The 25,185-nt window shown below is 61.9% G+C and carries 24 protein-coding genes; 16 read left to right on the top strand and 8 right to left on the bottom strand.

The features are described from left to right. Window positions 1–66: 66 nt before the first annotated feature. Window positions 67–1,779 (bottom strand): response regulator, encoded by a 1,713-nt coding sequence (locus AB6Q56_RS19495; protein WP_434514687.1) that lies wholly within the window; start codon window positions 1,777–1,779, stop codon window positions 67–69. Between the two features lie 148 nt (window positions 1,780–1,927). On the opposite strand from AB6Q56_RS19495, the gene AB6Q56_RS19490 reads away from it, so the two are divergent. The 14 genes from AB6Q56_RS19490 (at window position 1,928) to AB6Q56_RS19425 (ending at window position 14,050) form a co-directional block, all read left to right on the top strand. Beyond that, window positions 1,928–2,716, top strand: coding sequence for an alpha/beta hydrolase (locus AB6Q56_RS19490; protein WP_434514686.1), 789 nt, complete (start codon window positions 1,928–1,930; stop codon window positions 2,714–2,716). 98 nt (window positions 2,717–2,814) lie between these two features. Then, window positions 2,815–4,704: a tRNA uridine-5-carboxymethylaminomethyl(34) synthesis enzyme MnmG gene (gene mnmG / locus AB6Q56_RS19485; protein WP_434514685.1), complete on the top strand. Its 1,890-nt coding sequence runs from the start codon at window positions 2,815–2,817 to the stop codon at window positions 4,702–4,704. Between the two features lie 145 nt (window positions 4,705–4,849). Further along, entirely contained in the window at window positions 4,850–5,461 is a 612-nt protein-coding gene (gene rsmG, locus AB6Q56_RS19480; RefSeq protein WP_434514684.1) for a 16S rRNA (guanine(527)-N(7))-methyltransferase RsmG, read from the top strand. Beyond that, window positions 5,458–6,219 carry a ParA family protein gene (locus AB6Q56_RS19475; RefSeq protein WP_434514683.1) on the top strand — a complete coding sequence of 254 codons (762 nt, stop codon included), beginning with the start codon at window positions 5,458–5,460 and terminating at the stop codon, window positions 6,217–6,219. Before rsmG ends, AB6Q56_RS19475 begins: the two co-directional genes overlap by 4 nt. Next, entirely contained in the window at window positions 6,216–7,070 is an 855-nt protein-coding gene (locus AB6Q56_RS19470; RefSeq protein ID WP_434514682.1) for a ParB/RepB/Spo0J family partition protein, read from the top strand. The genes AB6Q56_RS19475 and AB6Q56_RS19470 overlap by 4 nt, the downstream gene beginning before the upstream one ends. Before the next feature lie 119 nt (window positions 7,071–7,189). After that, complete coding sequence (locus tag AB6Q56_RS19465) at window positions 7,190–7,546, top strand: ATP synthase subunit I (RefSeq protein WP_434514681.1); 357 nt, start codon at window positions 7,190–7,192, stop codon at window positions 7,544–7,546. 16 nt (window positions 7,547–7,562) lie between these two features. Further along, complete coding sequence (atpB, locus tag AB6Q56_RS19460) at window positions 7,563–8,363, top strand: F0F1 ATP synthase subunit A (RefSeq protein ID WP_434514680.1); 801 nt, start codon at window positions 7,563–7,565, stop codon at window positions 8,361–8,363. A gap of 67 nt (window positions 8,364–8,430) precedes the next feature. Beyond that, on the top strand, window positions 8,431–8,691 hold the full coding sequence (gene atpE / locus AB6Q56_RS19455; RefSeq protein ID WP_117610057.1) for a F0F1 ATP synthase subunit C: 261 nt from the start codon (window positions 8,431–8,433) through the stop codon (window positions 8,689–8,691). A 40-nt stretch (window positions 8,692–8,731) separates the two neighbouring features. Then, window positions 8,732–9,202, top strand: coding sequence for a F0F1 ATP synthase subunit B (locus tag AB6Q56_RS19450; protein ID WP_150428349.1), 471 nt, complete (start codon window positions 8,732–8,734; stop codon window positions 9,200–9,202). A 3-nt stretch (window positions 9,203–9,205) separates the two neighbouring features. Beyond that, the gene (locus AB6Q56_RS19445; protein ID WP_434514679.1) at window positions 9,206–9,742 is read left to right on the top strand and encodes a F0F1 ATP synthase subunit delta; all 537 of its coding nucleotides are present in this window, start codon (window positions 9,206–9,208) and stop codon (window positions 9,740–9,742) included. A 9-nt stretch (window positions 9,743–9,751) separates the two neighbouring features. Then, on the top strand, window positions 9,752–11,290 hold the full coding sequence (gene atpA, locus AB6Q56_RS19440) for a F0F1 ATP synthase subunit alpha (RefSeq protein ID WP_434514678.1): 1,539 nt from the start codon (window positions 9,752–9,754) through the stop codon (window positions 11,288–11,290). A 14-nt stretch (window positions 11,291–11,304) separates the two neighbouring features. Further along, window positions 11,305–12,165, top strand: a complete 861-nt coding sequence (gene atpG / locus AB6Q56_RS19435; RefSeq protein ID WP_434514677.1) for a F0F1 ATP synthase subunit gamma — start codon at window positions 11,305–11,307, stop codon at window positions 12,163–12,165. A gap of 31 nt (window positions 12,166–12,196) precedes the next feature. Beyond that, window positions 12,197–13,600: a F0F1 ATP synthase subunit beta gene (atpD, locus tag AB6Q56_RS19430; protein WP_434514676.1), complete on the top strand. Its 1,404-nt coding sequence runs from the start codon at window positions 12,197–12,199 to the stop codon at window positions 13,598–13,600. Between the two features lie 24 nt (window positions 13,601–13,624). Continuing rightward, on the top strand, window positions 13,625–14,050 hold the full coding sequence (locus AB6Q56_RS19425) for a F0F1 ATP synthase subunit epsilon (RefSeq protein WP_295009269.1): 426 nt from the start codon (window positions 13,625–13,627) through the stop codon (window positions 14,048–14,050). Window positions 14,051–14,113: 63 nt separating this feature from the next. On the opposite strand, the gene AB6Q56_RS19420 is transcribed toward AB6Q56_RS19425, so the two are convergent. From AB6Q56_RS19420 to AB6Q56_RS19390, 7 genes are all read right to left on the bottom strand, one after another. Continuing rightward, complete coding sequence (locus AB6Q56_RS19420) at window positions 14,114–14,611, bottom strand: ubiquinone biosynthesis accessory factor UbiJ (protein WP_434514675.1); 498 nt, start codon at window positions 14,609–14,611, stop codon at window positions 14,114–14,116. Between the two features lie 89 nt (window positions 14,612–14,700). After that, complete coding sequence (ubiE, locus tag AB6Q56_RS19415; protein ID WP_434514674.1) at window positions 14,701–15,438, bottom strand: bifunctional demethylmenaquinone methyltransferase/2-methoxy-6-polyprenyl-1,4-benzoquinol methylase UbiE; 738 nt, start codon at window positions 15,436–15,438, stop codon at window positions 14,701–14,703. A 4-nt stretch (window positions 15,439–15,442) separates the two neighbouring features. Further along, entirely contained in the window at window positions 15,443–15,865 is a 423-nt protein-coding gene (locus AB6Q56_RS19410) for a gamma-butyrobetaine hydroxylase-like domain-containing protein (protein WP_434514673.1), read from the bottom strand. A 63-nt stretch (window positions 15,866–15,928) separates the two neighbouring features. Further along, window positions 15,929–17,542 (bottom strand): hypothetical protein, encoded by a 1,614-nt coding sequence (locus tag AB6Q56_RS19405; RefSeq protein WP_434514672.1) that lies wholly within the window; start codon window positions 17,540–17,542, stop codon window positions 15,929–15,931. Beyond that, a complete protein-coding gene (locus tag AB6Q56_RS19400) occupies window positions 17,539–17,979 on the bottom strand; it encodes an HIT family protein (protein ID WP_434514671.1) in 441 nt (146 codons plus the stop codon). The genes AB6Q56_RS19405 and AB6Q56_RS19400 overlap by 4 nt, the downstream gene beginning before the upstream one ends. A 107-nt stretch (window positions 17,980–18,086) precedes the next feature. Beyond that, the gene (locus AB6Q56_RS19395) at window positions 18,087–21,962 is read right to left on the bottom strand and encodes a DUF3683 domain-containing protein (RefSeq protein WP_434514670.1); all 3,876 of its coding nucleotides are present in this window, start codon (window positions 21,960–21,962) and stop codon (window positions 18,087–18,089) included. An 88-nt stretch (window positions 21,963–22,050) separates the two neighbouring features. Continuing rightward, window positions 22,051–22,476, bottom strand: coding sequence for a YqaA family protein (locus tag AB6Q56_RS19390; protein WP_434514669.1), 426 nt, complete (start codon window positions 22,474–22,476; stop codon window positions 22,051–22,053). 38 nt (window positions 22,477–22,514) lie between these two features. On the opposite strand from AB6Q56_RS19390, the gene ilvA reads away from it, so the two are divergent. Beyond that, window positions 22,515–24,059: a threonine ammonia-lyase, biosynthetic gene (ilvA, locus tag AB6Q56_RS19385; RefSeq protein WP_434514668.1), complete on the top strand. Its 1,545-nt coding sequence runs from the start codon at window positions 22,515–22,517 to the stop codon at window positions 24,057–24,059. A 119-nt stretch (window positions 24,060–24,178) separates the two neighbouring features. Next, the gene (locus tag AB6Q56_RS19380; protein WP_434514667.1) at window positions 24,179–25,174 is read left to right on the top strand and encodes a hypothetical protein; all 996 of its coding nucleotides are present in this window, start codon (window positions 24,179–24,181) and stop codon (window positions 25,172–25,174) included. The last annotated feature ends 11 nt before the right edge of the window (window positions 25,175–25,185 follow it).

The raw sequence follows: 25,185 nt of genomic DNA, 5'->3' as shown, positions 1-25,185 counted from the left end.
AAACGGATGATCGACTGCCAGCGGTAAATGGTTTCAAAATGTTGCGCCCCCGACGGGGCGCAGGACTCAGCTGTTGTCGATGGCGATGCCGTATTTCTTGGCGACCGACATATACAACTGCCGTGCCGAGGCGACCTTCGGGTTCTTGCGGTCCTTGCGCTGCGCTCGCTGCAGGTAGTCGAGCGCCCTTTCGGCCAGCACGGCATCCCAGCCCTTCTTCTCCATCAGCGTATAGATGGCCTTGGCCGCATTGACCAGGAACTGCAGGTTGGGCACCTGTTCGACAGCCTGGATCAGCAGTTGGACAGCGCCTTCGAGATCGCCGCTGCGGGCGGCCATGACCCCGCGGTTGTTCAGGTCGACGATTTCCTTGCCGACCTGATCGAGAATGGCCTTGCCCGCCTCGGCCTGCCCGGTTTTCTCGAAAACGTTGGTGATGTGGTTGATCAGGTGGGAATCCTCGTGGTTCTCGGCGGCCACCTGACGCATGATCTGGTTCGCCTCGCTTTCCTTGCCCGTCGCGAAGCAGGCGTGGGCCAGGTCGACGGCCAGGCGCTGCGAGACATGCTTGCCCTTTTCGGCCGCTTCGGCCCGAATCTGGCGTTGCAAACCCAGCGCCTGATCGACCAGCCCCTTGGCCTTTTCCTCGGCCCCTTCGGCATGCAGGCACAGGCTTTCGGTAAGCAGGGCGGCCAGTTCAGCCTGCTTGTCGCCACGCCACTCCCGTTTCATTTCCGCCGCGATCTTGCGCGATGCTTCAACATGTCCGCGCTCGACCAGCACGCGCGACAGGTTGGCAAAGTCGTCCACGGTGCGCAGGCTGGAACCCTTGCTGCGCTCGATGACCTTGCCGTAGGCCTTCTCGGCAGTCAGCAGATCCTTGTTGCGGGCGGCCACATCGCCCACCATGCGCTGGCGCAGGGTGTTGTGCGGCGAGGCATCGGCTGCCCGCTGCAAGGACTGCTGGGCATCGGCCAATCGCCCCTGCGCCTCGTGAACCGACGCCAGGAAATCGTAGGCCGAGAGGAATTCCGGCGTTTCCTGCGTCACCTGCTCGGCCAGCTGCTCGGCCTCGTCGAGCGCCCCACGGTCACGCAAGGCCGTCGCCAATCCCATCTTGGCCCACGGCACGACCCGCCCCTCGAGCACGCGGCGGAACACCTCTTCGGCCTCACGCGTCCGCCCCAACTGGTGCAGTAGTTCGCCCTTGAAGCGCAAGGCGTCGTACATGTACAACGGCTGCTGCTGGATCACCCGGTCGCAGGCGGCAATCGCCTCTTCCAGCGAGCCATTCTCGATCTGCGTGTAAATACGCCCCAGCACGTGCTTCTTGTAGATCACCTTGACCAGCCGGCCCTGCAACTGCTCGGCGGTGAACGGCTTGATCAGGTAATCGTCGGGCGCCAGTTCGGCCAGCGCCACGACATTGGTGTAGCTGCGCTCGCTGGTGATGATCATGTACACCGTAGACAACGGGATCAGGTGGGCGTGCCGCAACTCCTCGAGCAATTGCTGGCCGTCGCGCCCGTCGTCGAGGACGAAATCGGACAGGATGATGTCGAAGCGGTTGCTCTTGACCTGGCGAATCACCTCCGCCGAGTTGCCGGCGCCATGCACGGCCGTGACGCCCAATGCCCCCAGCATCAGGCGCAACGCATCCCGCGCCGGCGGATGGCGGTCGACGATCAGAACGCGCTTCTTGGACAAGGACTGCTGCAGGACCAGCAGCATCTCGTCGTTGTCCAGCGGGCTCGCTCCCTTGGTTTGGCTCGTGCTCATGGCATCAAATTACTTGAGATCGCCAGACGCGGCAAGCCATTCGGCCGCCCCACGGCCAGCCGGCGCCATTCAGCGCAGGCCGGGATATATTCTGCAAGCAGAGTCTGGAATACTCGCCGAACCGGTATTCGCCAAAGGAGCGACGATCATGAAAGCTGTACGGAACATCCTGCTGGCCTGGCTGTGGCTGACACTTTGCCCGGCCGCTTTCGGGCAGACGGTCGTGGACATCCCGACGCGTCCCGAGGTAAGCCAGCGCCTGCTGGTCATTCCCGCCGCCAGCCCCCGCGCAACCGTCATCCTGCTGGCCGGGGGACACGGCGGACTGGGCATTTTCGCCAATGGTTCCTTCCGCTGGGGGGAAGGCAACTTCCTGATCCGCAGCCGCCAGATGTTCGCCGAGCAGGGGCTGAATGTGGTGATCGTCGACGCCCCGTCCGACCGGCAGAACGCGCCCTATCTGGCCGGATTCCGCCAGACGGCGGAGCACGCCGCCGACATCAAGGCGGTCATCGCCTGGGCACGGGTTCAATACCCCGGCCCGGTGTGGCTGGTCGGAACCAGTCGCGGCACGCAATCGGCAGCCTTCATCGGAACACAGCTGCAAGGCCCGGATGGGCCGGACGGCCTGGTGTTGACCGCGACCATCCTGAGCGACAACAAGGGACGCGCCGTTCCGGCAATGGCGCTGGATAAACTGCGCATTCCCGTGCTGCTTGTCCATCATGAGCAGGACGGCTGCAGCCACTGCGCCTACGCCGACATCCCGGGCTTGCAGGAAAAACTCCGCCACCTGCCGCGCACCGGCTTGTTGAGCTTCCAGGGCGGCGCCAATCGGGGCGACCCGTGCGAAGCCTATGCCCACCACGGCTTCAACGGCCTGGAAAAAGAGGTCGTCGCACAGATCGCGACTTGGATTCTATCCACTGAAAACTGATCGCCAGCGGGCCGCTTCAGGCGCGATAAACCTGTGTTTTTTCAGCCACCTGACGTAAAATCCGCGGTCCGATACTGCGCTGCAACAACCCCATCCCGATGCTCTATCCCACCCGTTTCGATGTCATCGTCGTCGGCGGCGGTCACGCCGGCACCGAAGCTGCGCTCGCCGCAGCGCGGACGGGAGCGAACACGCTGCTGCTCACCCACAACCTCGACACCCTCGGGGCGATGAGCTGCAACCCGTCGATCGGCGGCATCGGCAAGGGCCATCTGGTGCGCGAGGTCGATGCGCTGGGCGGCGCCATGGCAGCCGCCACGGATGAATCCGGCATCCAGTTCCGCATCCTCAACGCCTCGAAAGGCCCGGCCGTGCGCGCCACCCGCGCCCAGGCCGACCGCGTGCTGTACAAGCAGGCCATCCGTACGCGCCTGGAAAACCAGCCTAACCTGACTATCTTCGCCCAAGCCTGCGACGACCTGATCATCGAAGGCGACCGCGTTGCAGGCGCCGTCACCCAGCTCGGCATCCGCTTCATGGCGCAGGCGGTGGTGCTGACCGCCGGCACCTTCCTCAACGGCAAGATCCACGTCGGGCTGGAAAACTACACCGGCGGCCGCATGGGCGACCCCCCGTCGGTCTCGCTGGCGGCCCGCCTGAAGGAGCTGAACCTGCCGCAAGGCCGCCTGAAGACCGGCACGCCGCCGCGTCTGGACGGCAAGACCATCGATTTTTCGGTGATGGAGGAACAGCGCTCGGACGATCCGCTGCCCGTCTTCTCTTTCCTCGGCAACGCCGTGCAGCACCCGAGGCAGCTGCCGTGCTGGATCACCGAGACCAACGAGCGCACGCACGACATCATCCGCAGCGGCCTCGACCGCTCGCCGATGTACACCGGCGTCATCGAAGGCGTCGGCCCGCGCTACTGCCCCTCGATCGAGGACAAGATCCACCGCTTCGCCGACCGCAACCAGCACAACGTCTTCCTCGAACCGGAAGGCCTGACCACACACGAGATCTACCCGAACGGCGTGTCGACCAGCCTGCCTTTCGACATTCAGCTCGCCCTGGTGCGCTCGATCCGCGGCATGGAAAACGTGCACATCCTGCGCCCCGGCTACGCCATTGAATACGACTTCTACGACCCGCGCGGCCTCAAGGACACGCTGGAAACAAAAGCCATCAACGGCCTGTTCTTCGCCGGCCAGATCAATGGCACCACCGGTTATGAAGAAGCTGCCGCCCAAGGACTACTCGCCGGTATCAACGCCGTGCGCCACGTGAAGGGCGAAGCAGGCTGGTGCCCGAAGCGCAACGAGGCCTATCTCGGCGTACTGGTCGACGACCTGATCACGCGCGGCGTCTCCGACCCCTACCGGATGTTCACCAGCCGCGCCGAGTACCGCCTCAGCCTGCGCGAGGACAACGCCGACCTGCGCCTGACCGAACAGGGCCGCGCCCTCGGCCTGGTCGACGATATCCGCTGGGAAGCCTTCTGCCGCAAGCGCGACGCCATCGCCGCCGAGCAGGAGCGCCTGAAATCGACGTGGATCAACCCGAAGATCACGCCGGCCGAAGATTGCCTGCGCGTGCTGGGCAAGGCCATCGAGCACGAATACAACCTGTTCGAATTGCTGCGCCGCCCGGAAGTCAGCTACGCCAGCCTGCTCACCCTGCCCGGAGCCGGCGAAGCCCAAGGCGACCCGCTGGTCGTCGAGCAGCTCGAGATTTCAGCCAAGTACCAGGGCTACATCGACCGCCAGGCCGAGGAAGTCGCCAAGTCGGCCAGCTACGAGAACACCGCGCTGCCAGCCGATCTCGACTACAACGCCGTGGCTGGCCTGTCCAACGAGGTCAAGCAAAAGCTGGCCCAGCACAAGCCGCAGACCATCGGCCAGGCCTCGCGCATCCAGGGCATCACCCCGGCCGCCATCTCGCTGCTGCTGATCCACCTCAAGCGGCACAACCTGTCGCAGGCGGCGGCATGAGCAGGAAGCAAGCTTCCGCGACGAGCGAGGCACAGCGTGGAATGCGACCGCCCGCGAGTGCCGCCCCGGCCGCTCAAGAAAAAGCACTCGCCGTGTCGCCGCTGCCAATCGGCCGCGACCCTCATCCTGCGATCGGAGCGGCCGCATGAGCGCACTGGCGGCAGGCCTCGCCGAGCTTGGCATCGAACTGTCCGCTGGCCAGCAGGACAAGCTGCTCGCCTTTCGCGACCTGCTGCTCAAGTGGAACAAGACCTACAACCTGACCGCGCTGCGCGATCCGGAACAGGCCATTTCTCACCATCTGCTCGATTCGCTGGCGATCCTGCCGCATGTCGGCTCCGGTCCGCTGCTTGATGTCGGCTCCGGCGGCGGTCTGCCCGGCATCCCGCTGGCCATTGCCCGGCCGGAACTGTCGGTCAGCATGGTCGACACCGTGCAAAAAAAGGCGACCTTCCTGCAACAGGCCGCCATCCAGCTCGGCCTAAGGAATGTTGCGGCGCACCACGCCCGCGTCGAACAATTGCCCGGCCAGTATGAACAGATCAGTTCGCGCGCTTTCGCCGAGCTCAAGCTCTTCACCGACCTGACCCGTCACCTGCTCGCTCCCGGCGGGCGCTGGCTGGCCATGAAGGGCGTCCGCCCCGATGACGAAATCGCCGCGCTGGCAAGCGACATCGTCGTCGAGCACATCATTCCGCTGCACGTGCCCGGCCTCGACGCCGAAAGACATCTCATCATCCTGAAAGCGGGCTCATGAAAGTACTCGCCATCACCAACCAGAAGGGCGGCGTCGGCAAGACGACAACGGCCGTCAACCTCGCCGCCTCGCTCGGCGCCGAGGGCAAGCGCGTCCTGCTCATCGACATGGACCCGCAGGGCAACGCCACCACCGGCTCCGGGATCACCAAGAAGGAAGCGCTGCCGACCGTCTACCAATTGCTGATCGGCGCCGCCTCGCTGGTCGAGGTCTGCATCAAGACCGACTTCGCCTTCGACATCCTGCCGGCCAACCGCGAATTGGCTGGCGCCGAGGTCGAACTGATCGAGCTCGACAAGCGCGAATTCCGCCTCAAGGCTGCGTTGCAGCAGAACCACGACGAATACGACTTCGTCCTCATCGACTGCCCGCCGGCGCTCAACATGCTGACCGTCAATGCGCTGGTCGCCGCCGACTCGGTGCTGATCCCGATGCAGTGCGAGTACTACGCACTGGAAGGCCTGTCCGATCTCGTCGAAACCCTGCGCAAGGTGCGCCACGGCCTGAATTCCCGCCTCGAAATCGAAGGCCTGCTGCGTACCATGTACAACGGCCAGAGCACGCTGACCCAGCAGGTGTCGAACGAGCTGGAAACGCACTTCGGCAACAAGGTTTACCGGACCATCGTGCCGCGCAACGTCCGCCTGGCCGAAGCGCCCTCCTATGGCAAGCCGGTCATCGCCTTCGACAAGAACTCCCGGGGCGCGCAGGCCTATGCCGCCCTGGCCAGGGAAATCCTCGAAAGGACTCCAGCATGATCAAGATGAAAGGACTCGGCCGCGGCCTCGACGCCTTGCTGGCCGGCACCGACGAAAAACGCGCCGACGAACAGCGCAGCCTGCCCATCGAACGCCTGAGGCCCGGCAAATATCAGCCGCGCACCCGCATGGACCAGGAGTCGCTCGGCGAACTGGCCGCCTCGATCAAGGCCCAGGGCGTCATGCAACCCATCCTGGTCCGCGCCGTCGACAAGACGCCGGGGGCCGAACGCTACGAAATCGTTGCCGGCGAACGCCGCTGGCGCGCCTCGCAGCTCGCCGAGCTGAGCGAAGTGCCGGTCCTCGTCCGCGACATCCCGGACGAGCAGGCGCTGGCCATGGCGCTGATCGAGAACATCCAGCGCGAGAATCTCAATCCACTGGAGGAGGCCCAAGGGCTGCAGCGCCTGATCGACGAATTCGGGCTGACCCACCAGCAAGCCGCCGACGCGGTCGGCCGCTCCCGCCCGGCCGCATCGAACCTGCTGCGCCTGCTGCAACTGAGCCCTCCAGTTCAGGAACTGCTGATGACCGGCAAGCTCGATATGGGCCACGCCCGCGCCTTGCTGCCGCTCACCGGCGCCCAGCAGATCGCCGCCGCCCAGCGCATCGTCCAGAAAGGCCTGTCGGTCCGCGAGGCAGAACGCCTGGTTCAGCAAATCACGAATCCGGCCAGGAAGCCGGCCGAACAGCCGGTCGACCGCGACCTCCTGCGCCTGCAGGAAGAGCTGGCCGACGGCCTCGGCGCCAACGTGCAGATCAAGACCAACAAGAAAGGGGCCGGCAAGGTGACCATCGAATTCGGCAGCCTCGAACAGCTCGACGGCCTCCTCGCCCGCCTATCCACGTAACCGATGTCACTAAACGTAACGCACTGTCTCTACGGGAAAACCCCTAATTTGTGCGCCGCGGAAATTGACTCTTATGTAAGACTTGGTTACACTCTCGGGGTTTTTGATCGAGGTATGTCTTGCACCCGCAGGTAAGCTGGATTCTCAGTCGCCAAGCGGCATTGATCGTCGTTCTCGCCCTTGCGGCATGGCTGGCGTTCGGTGATCTTGCAGGCATCTCGACACTGATCGGGGGATCAATCGGCATCGTCGCCAACCTGGGTTATGTACTCCGGGCCATGCGACTGAATGTCGGACTGGACCCGGTAAAAGCTTACCGGGCGCAGACTGCGGGCGAGGGGTTCAAGTTTCTTCTCACGCTCATCGGCTTCGCCCTTGTGTTTTTGAAGTTCAAGGAGGTGGCGGTCGTTCCGCTCTTTCTTGGATACGGATCGACGATTGTCATCTTCTGGGTGGCACTCTTGAAGCAACGTTGAGCTGACTGGAGAAATCATGAGCGCTGAAGGCGGCCTGACCACAACAGGTTATATCCAACACCACCTGACCAACTTGGCCGTCTGTTCCGACGCAGCCAAGGATGCCGCTGGCCACTGCCACGGCTTCTGGACCTTCCACCTCGACACCCTGCTGGTTTCCGGCCTCCTCGGCCTGATCGTCTTCGGCCTGATGGCCAAGGCCGCAGGCAATGCCAGCGCCGGCGTTCCGGGCAAGCTGCAGAACTTCGTCGAAATGGTCGTCGGCCTCGTCGACCAGCAGGTGCGCGACACCTTCCACGGCAAGAGCGCCCTGGTCACTCCGCTGGCCATCACCATCTTCGTCTGGGTGTTCGTCATGAACGCCATGGACTTGATTCCGGTCGACTTCCTGCCGGTCGCTGCCAGCGCCGTCGGCGTGCACTACTTGAAGGCAGTGCCGACCACCGACCCCAACCTGACTTTCGCGATGTCCATCACCGTGTTTTTCATCATGCTGTGGATGAACGTCAAGGTGAAGGGTTTCGGCGGCTTCATGCACGAAGTCTTCTCCGCACCGTTCGGCGCCAAGCTCGCCCCGGTCAACTTCATCTTCCGCGTCGTCGAAGACATCGCCAAGCCGATCTCGCTGGCACTGCGTCTCTTCGGCAACATGTATGCCGGCGAAATGGTCTTCATCCTGATCGCCTTGCTCGGCATCTGGCAGCTCCCGCTGGCTTTGCCCTGGGCCCTGTTCCACATTCTGATCATCACGCTGCAAGCCTTCGTGTTCATGATGCTGACCATCGTGTACATGTCCATGGCTTCCGAGTCGCACTAAGTCGTTTTTGTTTTCCCGTAGTTTTTACTTTTAACCCCGCATTAACCTACCTTACTGAGGAGTAAACATGGAACTCGCAACCGTTCTCTCCAACACCGCTATCGCTGTTGCCATCCTGATCGGCGCCGGCGCTCTGGGCACCGCTATCGGCTTCGGTATTCTCGGCGGCCGCTTCCTGGAAGGCGCTGCCCGTCAGCCGGAAATGATCCCCACCCTGCAAGTCAAGATGTTCATCGTCGCCGGTCTGCTCGACGCCGTGACCATGATCGGTGTTGGTATCGCTCTGTTCCTGCTCTTCGCAAACCCGTTCCTGGCTCTGCTGAAGTAATCATTCACGCCCCTGAAACCCTTATCACCAGGAGGTTAGCGTGAACATCAACGCTACACTGATTGGCCAGGCAATCTGGTTTGCTCTCTTCATCTGGATCACGATGAAGTACGTCTGGCCGCCGCTGCAAAAGGCAATGGCGGACCGTCAGGCACAGATCGCTGAAGGCCTGGCTGCAGCCGAGCGCGGCAAGCACGAGCAAGAGCTCGCTGCCAAGCGTTCCGCTGATGCGCTGCGTGAAGCCAAGGAGAAATCCGCGGAATTCGTGGCTCAAGCCGAAAAGCGTGCGCAACAGATCGTCGAAGAAGCCAAGGGCAATGCCAAGGTTGAGGCCGACAAGATTGTCGCCGGCGCCAAGGCAGAAATCGAACAGGAAGTCGAACGTGCCAAGCAGCAACTGCGTGAGCGCGTCGCCGAACTGGCGGTTGCCGGTGCCGAGAAGATCCTGCGCAAGGAAATCAATGCGTCCGTGCATGCAGACATGCTGGGCGCCCTGAAACAGGACCTGTAAGCAATGGCTGAATCCGTCACTATCGCCCGTCCTTACGCCGAAGCGCTGTTTCGCGCTGCCAAGGAAAGCGGCAATCTGGCCAAGTGGTCCGAGCAGATCGCCCTGCTGGGGCAGGTGGCTGCCAATCCCGAAGCCCGTGCGGCAGTCGGCGATCCGAACGTGGCAGCCCCGCAACTGGTCGACCTTTTCCGGTCTGCCTGCGGTACGGCGGTAGGTACGGAGCTGGCGAACTTCATCCAGCTGCTGTCCAACAACGACCGTCTGGGGCTGTTGCCGGAAATCGCCGGCTTGTACGAAAGCTACAAGCAGGCCGAGGAAGGCACCAAGCAGGCCGAAATCGTTTCGGCCTTCCCGATCGATGATAACCAGGTGAAAGCCCTGGTACCGCAACTCGAAGCCGTCTTCAAGACCAAGCTCGAAGCAGCAGTGTCGGTTGACCCGACCCTGATCGGCGGTATCAAGGTAATCGTTGGCGACCAGATGCTGGATGCTTCAGTCCGCGGCAAGCTTGACGCCATGGCTACGGCGCTGAACAACTAGGAGAATTTCATGCAGTTGAATCCTTCCGAAATTTCTGAACTGATCAAGAGCAAGATCCAGAACCTGCAAGGCGCATCGGAAGTGCGCACGCAGGGCACGGTGGTGTCCGTCACCGACGGTATCTGCCGTGTGCACGGCCTGCAAGACGTTATGCAGGGCGAAATGCTGGAATTCCCCGGCAACACGTTCGGCATGGCGCTCAACCTCGAGCGCGACTCTGTCGGCGCCGTTGTTCTTGGTGAATACGAGCACATTTCCGAAGGCGACGTGGTCAAGACCACCGGTCGCATTCTGGAAGTCCCCGTTGGCCCGGAACTGCTGGGTCGCGTGGTCAACTCCCTCGGCCAGCCGATCGACGGCAAGGGCCCGATCAATGCCAAGCTGACCGACAAGATCGAAAAGGTCGCGCCGGGCGTTATTTGGCGTCAGTCCGTTTCCCAGCCGGTGCAGACCGGTCTGAAGTGCGTTGACTCCATGGTGCCGGTCGGCCGTGGCCAGCGCGAGCTGATCATCGGCGACCGCCAGACCGGCAAGACCGCCGTCGCTGTCGACGCCATCATCAACCAGAAGGGCAAGGGCCTGTTCTGTGTTTATGTCGCCGTCGGTCAGAAGGCCTCCACCATCGCCAACGTCGTTCGCAAGCTGGAAGAGCATGGCGCGATGGAATACACCATCGTTGTCGCCGCTCCGGCTTCGGAATCCGCCGCGCTGCAGTATCTGGCTCCCTACGCCGGCTGCACGATGGGCGAATACTTCCGCGACACCGGTGAAGACGCCCTGATCATTTATGACGATTTGACCAAGCAGGCTTGGGGCTACCGTCAGGTTTCCCTGCTGCTGCGCCGTCCGCCGGGCCGCGAAGCCTACCCGGGCGACGTGTTCTATCTCCACTCCCGTCTGCTGGAGCGCGCCGCTCGCGTTTCCGCCGCCTGGGTCGAGAAGCTCAGCAATGGCGCCATCAAGGGCAAGACTGGTTCGCTGACCGCCCTGCCGGTTATCGAAACCCAGGCTGGTGACGTTTCCGCTTTCGTTCCGACCAACGTGATTTCCATCACCGACGGTCAGATCTTCCTGGAAACCGACCTCTTCAACGCTGGTATCCGTCCCGCGATCAACGCCGGTATCTCCGTGTCCCGCGTCGGTGGCGCTGCCCAGACCAAGCTGATCAAGAAGCTCGGTGGCGGTGTCCGTCTGGCCCTGGCCCAGTACCGCGAACTCGCTGCCTTCGCCCAGTTCGCTTCCGATCTCGACGAAGCGACCCGCAAGCAGCTGGAGCGTGGCCGTCTGGTTACCGAGCTGATGAAGCAGCCGCAATACTCGCCGATGAGCATCTCCGAAATGGCCGTCACGCTGTACGCAGCTGACAAGGGCTACTTCGACGATGTCGAAGTCAAGCGTGCTCTGGAATGCGAAAAGGCCATGATCGGTTACCTGAAGACCAACTGTGCCGACCTCATGAAGACCATGGAGTCGACCGCTGATCTGAGCGCCGATTCCGAGAAGGCACTTGCTGCCGGCATCCAGGCTTTCAAGAGCAGCTGGGTCTGATCTAGGAGAACGCCATGCCTAGCGGCAAGGAAATTCGCAACAAGATCAAGAGCGTCGAAAACACGCGCAAGATCACCAAGGCCATGGAGATGGTGGCTGCATCCAAAATGCGCAAGGCGCAGGACCGGATGCGTGCTGCCCGTCCCTACGGCGAGAAGATCCGGCGCGTTGCAGGCAACCTGTCTCATGCTTTGACCGAATACCGCCACCCGTTCCTGGTGAACCGCGAACAGGCCAATGTCGGCCTCGTTCTGGTCACCTCGGACAAGGGCCTGTGCGGTGGCTTGAACTCCAACCTCCTTCGCGTCGCTGTGGCGAAGATGAAGGAATTCGAGTCTCAGGGCAAGAAGCTTCAGGCAACCTGCATCGGCAACAAGGGCTTCGGCTTCATGCAGCGCTCCGGTGCCAAGATCGTCTCGCACGTGACCGGTCTGGGCGACACGCCTCATCTGGAAAAGCTGATTGGGCCGGTCAAGGTTCAACTCGACGCCTACATGAAAGGCGAGATCGACGCGTTGTATATCGGCTATACCCGCTTCATCAACACGATGAAGCAAGAACCGGTGTTCGAACAATTGCTCCCGCTTGCCGGCGATACCGTCGGTAGCGCCTCGCACAAGTGGGACTATGTGTACGAACCGGAAGCCAAGTCGGTCATCGACGATCTGCTGATCCGCTATGTCGAAGCATTGATTTATCAGGCCGTCGCAGAAAATATGGCCTCCGAGCAGTCCGCCCGGATGGTTGCCATGAAGTCTGCTTCGGACAACGCCAAGACCGTAATCGGCGATTTGAAGCTGGTTTACAACAAGGCCCGTCAGGCTGCGATTACCAAGGAACTCTCGGAAATCGTCAGCGGCGCCGCCGCGGTGTGACGCGTAGATTTTTATTTTTGGGGATTTGAATATGAGTCAAGGTTCAATCGTTCAGTGCATCGGCGCCGTTGTGGACATCCACTTCCCGCGCGACGCGATGCCGAAGGTCTACGACGCGCTCAAGCTGGATGCTTCCGAAGCAAACGGCATGGCTGAAGACGGCCTGACCTTCGAAGTGCAACAACAACTGGGTGACGGCGTTGTCCGTACCATCGCCATGGGTTCGTCCGACGGTCTGCGTCGCGGCATGAAGGTGAACAACACCGGCGCCGGCATCTCCGTGCCGGTCGGCATGGGCACCCTGGGCCGCATCATGGACGTTCTCGGTCGTCCGATCGACGAAGCCGGCCCAATCGACACCAACGAGCTGCGTGTTATTCACCAGCCCGCTCCGAAGTTCGACGAACTGTCCTCCTCCGTCGATCTGCTCGAAACCGGCATCAAGGTTATCGACCTGATCTGCCCGTTCGCCAAGGGCGGCAAGGTCGGCCTGTTCGGTGGTGCCGGCGTCGGCAAGACCGTCAACATGATGGAACTGATCAACAACATCGCGAAGCAGCACTCCGGCTTGTCCGTGTTTGCTGGCGTGGGCGAGCGTACCCGTGAAGGTAACGACTTCTACCACGAAATGAAGGACTCCAACGTTCTCGACAAGGTCGCGATGGTGTTCGGTCAGATGAACGAGCCGCCGGGCAACCGTCTGCGCGTCGCCCTGACCGGCCTGACCATGGCCGAGCGTTTCCGTGACGACGGTCGTGACATCCTGTTCTTCGTCGACAACATCTATCGCTACACCCTGGCCGGTACCGAAGTGTCCGCGCTGCTGGGCCGTATGCCTTCCGCCGTGGGCTACCAGCCGACGCTGGCCGAAGAAATGGGCCGTCTGCAAGAGCGTATCACCTCGACCAAGGTTGGCTCGATCACCTCGATCCAGGCCGTTTACGTCCCTGCTGACGACTTGACCGACCCGTCTCCGGCCACCACCTTCCTGCACCTCGACTCCACGGTCGTGCTGTCGCGTGACATCGCCTCGCTGGGTATCTACCCGGCCGTTGATCCGCTCGACTCCACCTCCCGCCAGCTCGACCCGCAGATCGTGGGCGAAGAGCATTACGCCGTTGCCCGTGCCGTGCAGATGAACCTGCAGCGCTACAAGGAACTGCGTGACATCATCGCGATTCTGGGTATGGACGAACTGTCTCCTGAAGACAAGCTGGCCGTGTCCCGTGCTCGTAAGATTCAGCGCTTCCTGTCGCAGCCGTTCCACGTTGCTGAAGTCTTCACCGGCTCGCCGGGCAAGTTCGTTTCCCTCAAGGACACGATCAAGGGCTTCAAGGGCATCTGTGCTGGCGAATACGATCACCTGCCGGAACAAGCGTTCTACATGGTCGGCGGTATCGAGGAAGTCATCGAAAAGGCCAAGACGCTGCAGTAACGCAACGTCTAAAAGGAGCTAGTAATGGCTATGACTGTTCATTGTGATGTCGTCAGCGCTGAGGAATCAATCTTCTCCGGCCTGGTTGAAATCGCAGTATTCCCGGGTGAATCCGGGGAGCTCGGCATCCTGCCGCGTCACACGCCGCTGCTGACCCGCATCAAGCCGGGCACCATTCGTCTGAAGGTGCCCGACCAGAGCGAGTTCGAGCTGGTGTATGTGTCCGGTGGCATGCTCGAGGTTCAGCCCGACATGATTACCGTGTTGGCTGATACCGCGATCCGCGCCCACGACCTTGACGAAGCCAAGGCACTCGACGCCAAGAAGCGTGCCGAGGAAGCGCTCGCCAATCGGAATGCCGAGATGGACTACGCGGCAGCCGAAGCAGAGCTGGCACAAGCTGTCGCTCAGTTGCAAGCAATTCAGCGTCTGCGCAAGCACACGCACTGATCCGATAACAACGGACAAAAAAGGCAGCCTAGGCTGCCTTTTTTATTGGCCTGCTTTTCCCGTCTAAATGCGGGAGAGACGTTTTTCCAGACGCGCCACGTCATCACGCAAGGCATTCACCGCATTACCGAATGCTGCGGCATCGGCTTTTCCTGGCAATAGCCCGGATTCCTCGACAGCATATTCATGGAGATTTGTCAGGGCATTAGCGGCGCCCTGACGCAAGCTGCCGGCAACGGAGCGTCCGATACGGACGAGTCGATATGCAGGTATATCGCCGATCACGGCGGCCAAGTCAGCTTCAATATCCCATTCAAGATTGCGAAAGACAAATGCAAGACTCTCCGCAACGTCAACGGAACCTTCCAGCTTAACCGACGAAAACAGCTGGTCGCGCTCGAGTAGCACGCGAACGGGGGCATCCGGCGGCAACGTCAGTCGCACATCTGGATCATCGCTTCCAGTGGCAAGATGAAACATGCCGGCGTGGTCCAGAGCGAGCCGAATCGAGAACAACGGCCCGGCCACAACCAGCAATTGCGCACCGGCATGCTTTCTCAAGCGCTCCTGAGCCCATGGTGCGCTAGCAATCAAGTGGTTCAGGCCACGAACCCCGAGGTGCCTGACGAAATCCATGCCGCGTGTGTGCCTTAGAACTTGTAACCGCGATGCAGGGCAACGACACCCAGGGCGAGATTGAAGTACTCGACCTTTTCGAGGCCGACATTTTCCATCATGGTTTTCAACTCTTCCTGGCTCGGATGCATGCGGATCGATTCGGAGAGATAGCGATAGCTGTCGGCATCGTTGGTAACCAGCTTGCCAACACGTGGAATGACCTGGAACGAATAGAAATCGTAGGCCGGCGCCAGCGGTTTCCAGATTTGTGAAAATTCGAGTACCAGCAAGCGCCCACCCGGACGCAGAACACGACGCATTTCGGCCAGCGCCAAATCCTTGTGGGTCATGTTGCGCAAACCGAATGCGACGGTGACGCAATCGAACCAATCGTCGGGGAAAGGAAGCTTTTCGGCGTCGCACTGGGCAACCGGGAGCAGGTGTCCCTTGTCGAGCAGACGATCCCGACCGTGGGCCAGCATGGCATTGTTGATGTCCGTTAGCCAGACCTGCCCGCTTTTCCCGACTTTCTTGGCAAAGGCCAGCGACAGATCGCCGGTGCCACCGGCAACGTCCAGAACACGCGAGCCTTCGCGCACGCCGCTGCGCTGAATGGTGAACGCTTTCCACAGACGGTGCATGCCTGCTGACATCAGATCATTCATCAAGTCGTAACGGCTGGCGACTGAATCGAAGACATCGGCGACGCGACGGGCTTTTTCCTGCTCGGCGACGGTTTCGTAGCCAAAATGTGTGGTTTCGTTGCTCATGACTTTAATGGTGATGGCCGCAACCGCCGCCCGAAGCGGGGCGCGAGGTGGTATCGATATCGCGGGACAGGCCTTGATCCTCGATCTGTTTCAGGTATTCCTGCCACAGCTCGTCATGGTGCTTACCCAGGTTGTAGAGCATGTCCCACGAATACAGTCCGCTGTCGTGCCCGTCGGAAAATACTAGGCGCAGCGCATAGGTACCGACTGGTTCGATACGTTCGATATCGACGTTGCGCTTGCCAGTTTGCAGGGTTTCCTGCCCCGGCCCGTGGCCGCGCGCTTCAGCTGAGGGCGTGTAGACGCGCAGATATTCGAAGTCCAGCGCATAGGCCTCGCCGCCTTCGTAGATCAGCTCGAGGCGCCGGGATTTCTGGTGCAGTTTGATTTCGCTCGGTATCGGCGTATCGCGGTCTATACCCGCCATGGTGTCCTCCGGGAGTAAGGGCGATAGTTTAGCGCACTCACTCCCCGGAAGCGCGAAGATAGGTCAAAGTCGCTGGAAGCTGATTCGATCGAAATCAGTACCGCACTGCAGCATGTGGTTCATGCGCAGTTGCCCCGATTCGCCGCCTTCAGTGAAGAAATCGAGCATCCGGCTGGCTTGGTACAAACCCGAAGGAAGAACGATCGAGGCCTCCTCGCCGATGGCCGGAAGGGCCGGCAGCAGGAAGGCCTGTACATAACGCTCGGCGTTGCCACCACCCTGGATCGCCTGGCGTATGCCAATCCCCGTCGGCATTCCGGGAAGCGTGGCAAGGCCGACCACTAATCCTCCAGCTTCGTCCTGCATCAACCACGTTGCCTGCGCCAGCAGGAAGTGATCACCGTCATGGGGATGGAGCGCCATCAACTGCCCGTGCATGATCCGCTGACCGGCACAGCTGCGCGTCAGGCGAAAGCCGTTAGCCGAATGGTTGATGACGTGCCACTCATCCACCGGAAAACTGATTTGTGGCTTGATGGCCAGCATCTGCCCCGGCTCGACCCGATCGCGGAAGGTGAATAGCTGATCGAATTCGCTACGGGAGTAACTGGATGCGGAATCCGGCTGCGTAAACTCGCTGCCGGTCAGACAATAATGCATCGCTTCGAAACCTACCGCCACGCGCGCAATCCCTTCGGTCGCGAAACGGCGGAATCGGCGCGGTGACGCCGCCTGACTCCATGGACGCACCAAATGTTCGAGCAGGGCGACCACATGCCCCGAAGTTTCTTCTCCCAATCCCAGCTGCGACGGTGTCACGCGCTGCCTGAGCTGGCTCAGCATATGCGCAACCTGCAGCGCAAGCCGCGAGGTATCCAGGCGCCGCGCATCCGCGCTCGGTTCCTCGCTATAGGTCGTTGGATGCAGCGGTACATCCTTCATTAACTCGATCAGATAGGGCGGAACCTCCAGATCGTCGTCGAGTTTATGGATGGAAACCAGCGGTGCCCACATGCCGGCCCAGCGCCGGATCAGATTCAGATTGCGCACACTATTGCTGTACGGACTGGCGATTTCGATCAACAGCAGCGTGGCGTATGCCGCCGCGCAATGGGTGGCTTGCAGGCTGCTCTCGAGCACGTCTTCGACTGGCGTATAAGCAACGCCCCACTCCTCGGCGCTTGCGTAGTAGCCATGCATGTCGAGCCAGATGCCAGGTGGCAGTTCGCGCCGTGCGCGGTAATGCTCGAGGATGACCATGCCGGTGTAGTACAGGCAACGATGCAGGATGGTCGCCACCAAATTCACGTATTGCGGATTCTGCGCATCCGGCCGTTCGAGCCGGGCGCACATCGCGTAGGCCTTGCCCATCTTGCGCCAGGCAGCCACCACCTGCTGGAAGTAGCTTTCCTCCTCGTTACCAAAGGGGATGGCCCGGTTGTGATACCGCCGCGCCATTTCTTCCTCGACGAAACACAGCGGTGCGCGCGCCTGCTCCAGCAACGCGAGCATAATGCCCGGGTCGGGCGGCGATAGCAGCAAGGCGTCGAGAAAGCGCATCAACTGCCGTTCGCTCAGCAGCGGATTGGCCAAGGCCAGTTGGGCGAGATAGTCCGAACCGCTGCGCAGGTCGGTGATCGTCAGGGGAAGCTCGCTACCGGTCGTGTTCATTGTCATTGCCCCCCTTCAAGATGCCGCAGCGCGTGCGACAACGCGGCAGCAAGCTCGGCATCACCAACGATGGTGCGTTGTACAGCGCTTTCGCGCCGCACGCTTCCCCAAACCGGCTCGGGAAAATGCCGGTCATCCCGCCAGCGGGGGATGACGTGCCAGTGCATGTGCGGCACGACATTGCCGAAACTGGCCAGATTAATCTTGTCTGGGGAATACAACTGCCTAATCACCGCCTCGACAGCGAAAACCACCTGCATCAGATAATTGCGGGCACTCTCCGGCAGGTCGGTCATTTCACGCACATGATCCTTCCAGATCACCCGGCAAAAGCCCGGATAAAACGGATCATCGACCCGAATGACCCGACAGGCCCCGGATTGCCAGAGGAGCGTTCCTCCGGATTGGACACAAAGTTCGCAGGATGGGCTGCCGGCTTCCACGTTTTCGCGCTCCAGTAACAATTGGATGTATACAGGAGTTAAATATCACGGACAGCTGCCGTAAACGAAACAACTATTTCACGGACAACAGCCGACAGGTGCAATGATCAGAGGAGGACGCGCTCGATACCGCCGTTGTTCGCCTTGCCGACGTAATCCGCCATCCAGTTGTTACCGAGCAGGTGCTTGGCCATTTCGACCACGATGTAGTCGGCCTTGGTATCGGCGTCGTCATCATAGCGCGACAGGCCCTGCAGACAGGCCGGGCAGGAGGTCAGAATTTTGACGTCGCCCTTGAAGCCGTCGGCGCGCAACTTCTCGGCACCCTTCTCGATTTCCTGCTGCTTGCGGAACTTCACCTGGGTGGCGATATCCGGCCGCGAATAGGCAAAGGAACCGGAGTCGCCGCAGCAGCGGTCGGACAGCGGAACCTCCTGGCCCATCAGCGACTTGGTCACCGCCAGCGGGTTATAGGCCTTCATCGGCGTGTGGCAGGGGTCGTGGTACATGTAGCGCGTACCCTCGACGCCTTCCAGCTTGACGCCCTTTTCCATCAGGTATTCGTGGATGTCGAGCAGGCGGCAGCCCGGGAAGATCTTTTCGAACTGGTACTTCTGCAGCTGGTCCATGCAGGTGCCGCAGGACACGATCACCGTCTTGATGTCGAGGTAGTTCAGCGTGTTGGCGACGCGGTGGAAGAGCACGCGGTTGTCGGTGGTGATCTTCTGGCCGGTATCCTCATCGCCGGACGAAGTCTGCGGGTAGCCGCAGCACAGGTAGCCCGGCGGCAGCACGGTGGTGGCGCCGACTTCGTAGAGCATCGCCTGCGTAGCCAGGCCGACCTGCGAGAACAGACGCTCGGAACCGCAGCCCGGAAAGTAGAAGACGGCATCCGACTCCTCGGTCGTCTTCTGCGGGTTGCGGATGACCGGGATCACCTTGTCGTCCTCGATGTCGAGCAGACCGCGCGAGGTGCGCTTGGGCAGGTTGCCCGGCATCGGCCGGTTGAGGAAGTGGATGACCTGTGTCTTGACCGTCGGCGCCCCCACGGTGGCCGGCGGATGGGCGCGATTGTCCTGCACCAGGCCGACGGCCTTGGCCGCCTTATGGGCCAACCGCTGGGCCTTGAAGCCGAAATCCATCATCACGCCGCGCATCAGCTTCAGCGTCGCCGGGTCCTTGATGCTCAGGAAGGCCATCGACGCGGCCGTACCGGGGCTGAAACGCTTCTTGTCCTGCTTGCGCAGGAAATTGCGCATGGCGACCGAGACGTCGCCGAAGTCGATATCGACCGGGCAGGGCTTCACGCAGCGATGGCAAACCGTGCAGTGGTCGGCGACGTCATTGAATTCATCGAAATGCTTCAGCGAAATGCCGCGCCGGGTCTGTTCCTCGTACAGGAAGGCCTCGACTAGCAGCGAAGTGCCGAGAATTTTGTTGCGCGGGCTGTAGAGCAGGTTGGCGCGTGGCACGTGGGTCGAGCAGACCGGCTTGCACTTGCCGCAGCGCAGGCAGTTCTTGACCATGTCCGAAATCTTGCCGATCTCGGACTGTTCCATGATCAGCGACTCGGTACCGAGCAGGCTGAATGACGGCGTGTAGGCGTTGCCCATGTCGCCGCCGGGCATCAGCTTGCCCTTGTTGAAGCGGCCTTGCGGATCGACCTTCTGCTTGTAGGCACGGAAGGGGCCGATTTCGTCGTCGGACAGGAACTCCAGCTTGGTGATGCCGATGCCGTGCTCGCCGGAAATGACGCCATCCAGCCCGCGCGCCAGGTGCATGATGCGTTCAACGGCCTTGTGCGCCGTCTGCAGCATCTCGTAATTGTCGGAGTTGACCGGGATGTTGGTGTGCACGTTGCCGTCGCCGGCGTGCATGTGCAACGCGACGAAGACGCGGCCGCGCAGCACCTCCTTGTGGATGCCCTCAACACGCTCAATGATCGGCCGGTACAACGTGCCGTCGAAAATCTTGCTCAGGCGCGCCTTCAGCTCCTGCTTCCACGAAGTGCGGACCGAGAAGTCCTGCAGGCGGTGAAAAAGAACCGGATTGGCCGCCCTGTTGGTCAGCTCGCCGGCTACCACGCCGTATTCGGCAAAGTGCGCCTCGGCTTCGGCCAGCGGCATGTCCAGGTTATCCAGCAGCCAGGCCCAGCGACGGCGCACCGAGGCCACGTAATCGAGCGCGGCTTGTCGGCGGTCGCCGATCAGCACGGCCTTATCGACGTTGGCATCACCTTCGTGCAGCGGCAGATCGCCCTGCAGGAATTCGGACAGCGCGTCGCACAGGGCCAGCTTGTTCTGCGTCGACAGCTCGATGTTGATACGTTCGATACCATCGCAGTACTCGCCCATGCGCGGCAGCGGGATCACCACGTCTTCATTGACCTTGAAGGCGTTGGTGTGGCGCGAGATGGCGGCGGTACGCGACCGGTCGAGCCAGAATTTCTTGCGCGTCTCGGCATCGACGGCGATGAAGCCTTCGGCGGCACGCAGGTTGCACATGCGGACCACTTCCGAAGCGGCGGCCATCACGGCCTTTTCGTCGTGGCCGACGATGTCGCCGATTAGCACCATTTTCGGGCGGCCATGGCGCTTGGCCTTGGTCGCATAGCCGACGGCCTTCACATAACGCTCGTCGAGGTGTTCGAGGCCGGCCAGCTGGACGCCGGCCGCATGAGCGGCACCGCCCGGCTTGAAGTAATCGGTGATCTCGACGATGGCCGGCACGGCTTCGCGCACTTGTCCAAAGAATTCGAGGCAGACGGTACGTGCCACCGGCGGCATCTTGTGCAGCACCCAGCGGGCGGCGACGATAATGCCGTCGGTGCCTTCCTTCTGCACGCCCGGCACACCGCCGAGGAACTTGTCGGTCACGTCCTTGCCCAGGCCGACCTTACGGCAGGCCGCGCCCGGCATGCTCAGGATTTCTTCCTTGAGCAGCTTCTTGCCGCTCGGGTCGAAGCGCTTGAGGCGGAATTCGACCAGTTCCTGCTCGTGAATCTTGCCGTAGTTGTGGTTGAGGCGTTCGACTTCCAGCCAGTTGCCGTCCGGATCAACCATCTTCCACCACGCCAGGTTGTCGAGCGCGGTGCCCCACAGCACGGCTTTCTTGCCGCCGGCGTTCATGGCGATGTTGCCGCCGATGCAGGACGCCGAGGCCGAGGTCGGGTCAACGGCGAAGACGCGGCCAGCCAGCGAGGCGGCTTCGGAGACGCGGTCGGTAACCACGCCGGCCCCGGTGCGAATGGTGGCGTAAGGTTCGCTATGGCCGGGGAGAACGATGTTCTCGACCGGGCTCATGTCGATCAGCTTCTCGGTGTTGATCACCGCCGAGTAAGGCGTCAGCGGCACGGCGCCGCCAGTGTAGCCGGTGCCGCCCCCACGCGGGATGATGGTCAGGCCGGCTTCGAAGCAGCCGCGCACGAGGTGGCCAATTTCTTCCTCGGTATCCGGGTAGAGAACGACGAAGGGGTATTCGACACGCCAGTCGGTGGCGTCGGTGACGTGCGAGACGCGGGCCAGCCCGTCGAAGGCGATATTGTCCTTGCGCGTGTGCTTGCCGAGAATCTTCTGGACCTTGCGACGCAGGTCGTAGGTTTCGGAAAAACGTGCGGCGAAGCGGTCGACAGCAACCTGCGCCGCCTCGACCAGGCGCTTGACCTTGGCCGAACGCTCCGGGTCTTCCGACTCGCTCTCGGCGCGGCGCTTCTCGACTTCCTTCAGGCGATGGCGCAGGGCATTGACCAAGGCGTCGCGCCGCTCGCGGTTGTCGAGCAGATCGTCTTCCAGATACGGGTTGCGCTGCACGACCCAGATGTCGCCCAACACCTCGTAGAGCATGCGCGCCGAACGGCCGGTGACGCGCTCGCCGCGCAATTCGTCGAGCACCGCCCAGTTATCGGCGCCGAGCAGACGAATGACGATCTCGCGATCGGAAAACGAGGTGTAGTTGTAGGGGATTTCGCGCAGGCGGGCAGTCATGGAAGCAGCCGGGGTCTATCAAAAGGTGGATTTTAGCGTATTGCGGCACAACACGAGGGGCCGGTAGACCCCAAAAGGCTGCTTCGGTTCAGTTCAGCAGGGTGCTTTGCGCAACCAGCCAGTAACGGGCGAACTTGCCCGCCGCCATGAACAGGCAGCAAGGCAGCCAGTGCAGGCGCAGCCAGCCGGCGGCGACACATAGCGCGTCGCCGATCAGCGGCGCCCAGGCGAGCAGCAGGGCCGGGCTGCCCCATTTTTCGAGCTTGTCCTTGTGCGGCAGTTTTTCCAGCCTTTGCCAGCGCGGCAGGAAGCGGCCACACCACCACGAGGTCATGCCGCCCGCCGTGTTGCCCAGCGTGGTCAGTGCCAGGGCCGGAGCGACTTCGCCCGGATGGAGTTTCAGGAATCCCCAGAGCAGGGCCTCCGAACCGCCGGGTAGCACGGTCGCCGACAGGAAACTGGTCAGTAGCAGGCCCCACAACCCGCTTTCCGCCGTGACGTTTAGCCACTCCACCCGTAGAATCTCCCTTTTGCCTGAATGAGTTGCGCCCAATGCACCCGGATTATCTCGAAAAAGTTCTCAATGCACAGGTTTATGACGTGGCCGTCGAAACGCCGCTCGACCTGGCCGGCAACCTTTCCGCCCGGGTTGGCAACAAGATTCTGCTCAAGCGAGAGGACATGCAGCCGGTTTTCTCGTTCAAGCTGCGCGGTGCCTACAACAAGATCGCCAGCCTGTCGGCGGAAAAACTGAAGCGGGGCGTCATCTGTGCATCCGCCGGCAACCACGCCCAGGGCGTCGCCCTGTCGGCGGCCAAGCTAGGCTGCCGGGCGGTGATCGTCATGCCGGAGTCGACGCCGGGCATCAAGATCGACGCGGTTCGCCGCCGCGGCGGCGAGGTCGTGCTCGCCGGCTCGTCGTATGACGACGCCTATGCCAAGGCGCTGGAGCTGGAAAAATCCGAGAAGCTGACTTTCGTGCACCCTTTCGATGATCCGGAAGTGATCGCCGGGCAGGGCACGGTCGCCATGGAAATCCTGCGCCAGCATTCGCGCCACAACGGGCCGATCCATGCCGTATTCTGCGCCATCGGCGGCGGCGGGCTTGCCGCCGGGGTGGCCGCCTACATCAAGCGCCTGCGCCCCGAGATCAAGGTCATCGGCGTCGAGACCTACGACGCCGACGCGATGAAGCAATCGCTGGCCGCCGGCAAGCGCGTGCGCCTCAACCAGGTTGGGCTGTTCGCCGACGGCACGGCGGTCAAGTTCGTCGGCGAGGAAACCTTCCGCGTCTGCAAGGAATATCTCGACGAAGTCATCCTGGTCGATACCGACGCCATCTGCGCGGCGATCAAGGATGTTTTCGAGGACACTCGCTCCATCCTCGAACCCTCCGGCGCGCTGGCCGTGGCCGGCGCCAAGGAATACGCCCGCCAGAACAAGCTCAAGGACAAGAACCTGGTCGCCGTGACGTCCGGTGCCAACATGAACTTCGACCGCCTGCGCTTCGTTTCCGAACGCGCCGAGTTCGGCGAGCGCCGCGAGGCAGTTTTCGCCGTGACGCTGCCGGAGAAGCCCGGTGCCTACAAGAAATTCCTGGCGCTGATCGGCAACCGTAACGTTACCGAATTCAACTATCGCTACCATACCGACCGCGAGGCGCACGTCTATGTCGGCGTTCAGGTGGCCGACCGCAAGGAATCGCTGAAGCTGCTCGAAAACCTGCAGAAGCACGGCTACCCGACGCTCGATCTGACCGAGGACGAGATGGCGAAGAACCATGTTCGCCACATGGTCGGCGGCCATGCGCCGGCAGTCTGCGAGCAGGAGAAGAATGGGGGCATGAAGGAACGGGTCTACCGTTTCGAGTTCCCCGAACGGCCGGGCGCGTTGATGAACTTCCTGACCCAGATGAGCGCCGGCTGGAACATCAGCCTGTTCCACTACCGCAACCATGGCGCCGACTATGGCCGCGTACTGGTTGGCATCCAGGTGCCGCCGAAGGATATGACCGAATTCAAGCACTTCCTGAAGAATCTCGGCTACGCTCATTGGGACGAGAGCGAGAATCCGGCCTACAAGCTCTTTCTCGGCTGATTCGACAACTGCTACAGGGCGTTTTCAGTCTAAATTACCCAACAATATTAATATTCGTTGGGTAATTCTCAACGCCAGCGTATAGTTACCCAATGCTAGTGCATTTCGTTGGGTAACCCATGCTCACCAAGCCGCTCTTCCACCGTCACGAGGCCTTGTATTGCGCCCAATACCGGGAACTGAAAGAGCGGTCGCTCACCGCCGATGCCTTTCTGCCCGGCACTCCGGGAACCCTGCACCGGCGTAACGGAACCGGATACGCCTACTGCTATCGCGTCTTTTATCCGGTGCCCGGCATACAGGCTGAAACGCTGGTCGGACGCGCCGACGACCGGGCAGCCGTCGCCGCCATGGGCCAACGGATGACAGATGCCGCGTGGGCAGCCAGACAGGTCGCCGCCCTGCGCAAGGCCGGATTTCAGGTTGCCGACAAGCGCATGGCCCGACTGCTGGTCGAGTTGCACAATCTCGCCGCCTTCTCCGCCGGTCTGCTCGTTGTGGGCGAATTGGCCATACAGGCCTGGCTGAACGAGCTGGGCGTCACCCCCCGTTCGGGGCGCCGAGCGGCCTCGACCATCACCTGCCTGCAGCTGGGCGCCCAGCCCGCATTTCTCGATTTGCCGATCGTCCCCCGACTGCCATTCGTGCCGGTCGATGATGGATCAGCGATAGGAACAGGCCTAGCTGGCCTCGACACGCTTCGTGTTTGGCTCGGCTTCGCCGGTCAGAACGTCGAGCCCACGGTAGCGAGTCGGGGCTGGATGGCCCGCGCGGCAACGGCTTACGATTATCTGCTCGAAGCGCCGGAATCAGCTGCCATGCTCGCCGGCGGCCATTGCATTCCGGTGCTCCTGCCATCCGCAGGGCGACTGGTCTGGCACACGCTGTTCGACTGCGCGTCCGCTGCCGCCACCGAGCGGGCGGCGCCGGTCCGCGCCCAAGTGCTGGCCCTGGCGGCGGCGCTGATCGAACACGACCCGTGGGCGCTCCTCACCGCCTGGGAAAAGGCCCCCGCCACGCTGACCGAGCCGATTCGCTCCTTGCGCCTCGCACTCGTGGCTGAGGCTGCCGCTCACGCCGAACTGTGCGACTTGCTCGACGACTGCCTGCGCTGAACGCGGCAGTC

It is taken from the genome of Dechloromonas sp. ARDL1, assembly GCF_051122455.1.
Lineage (GTDB): Bacteria > Pseudomonadota > Gammaproteobacteria > Burkholderiales > Rhodocyclaceae > Azonexus.
Note: the sequence above shows the minus strand (reverse complement) of the source record. Positions and strands in the feature narration are given on the sequence as shown.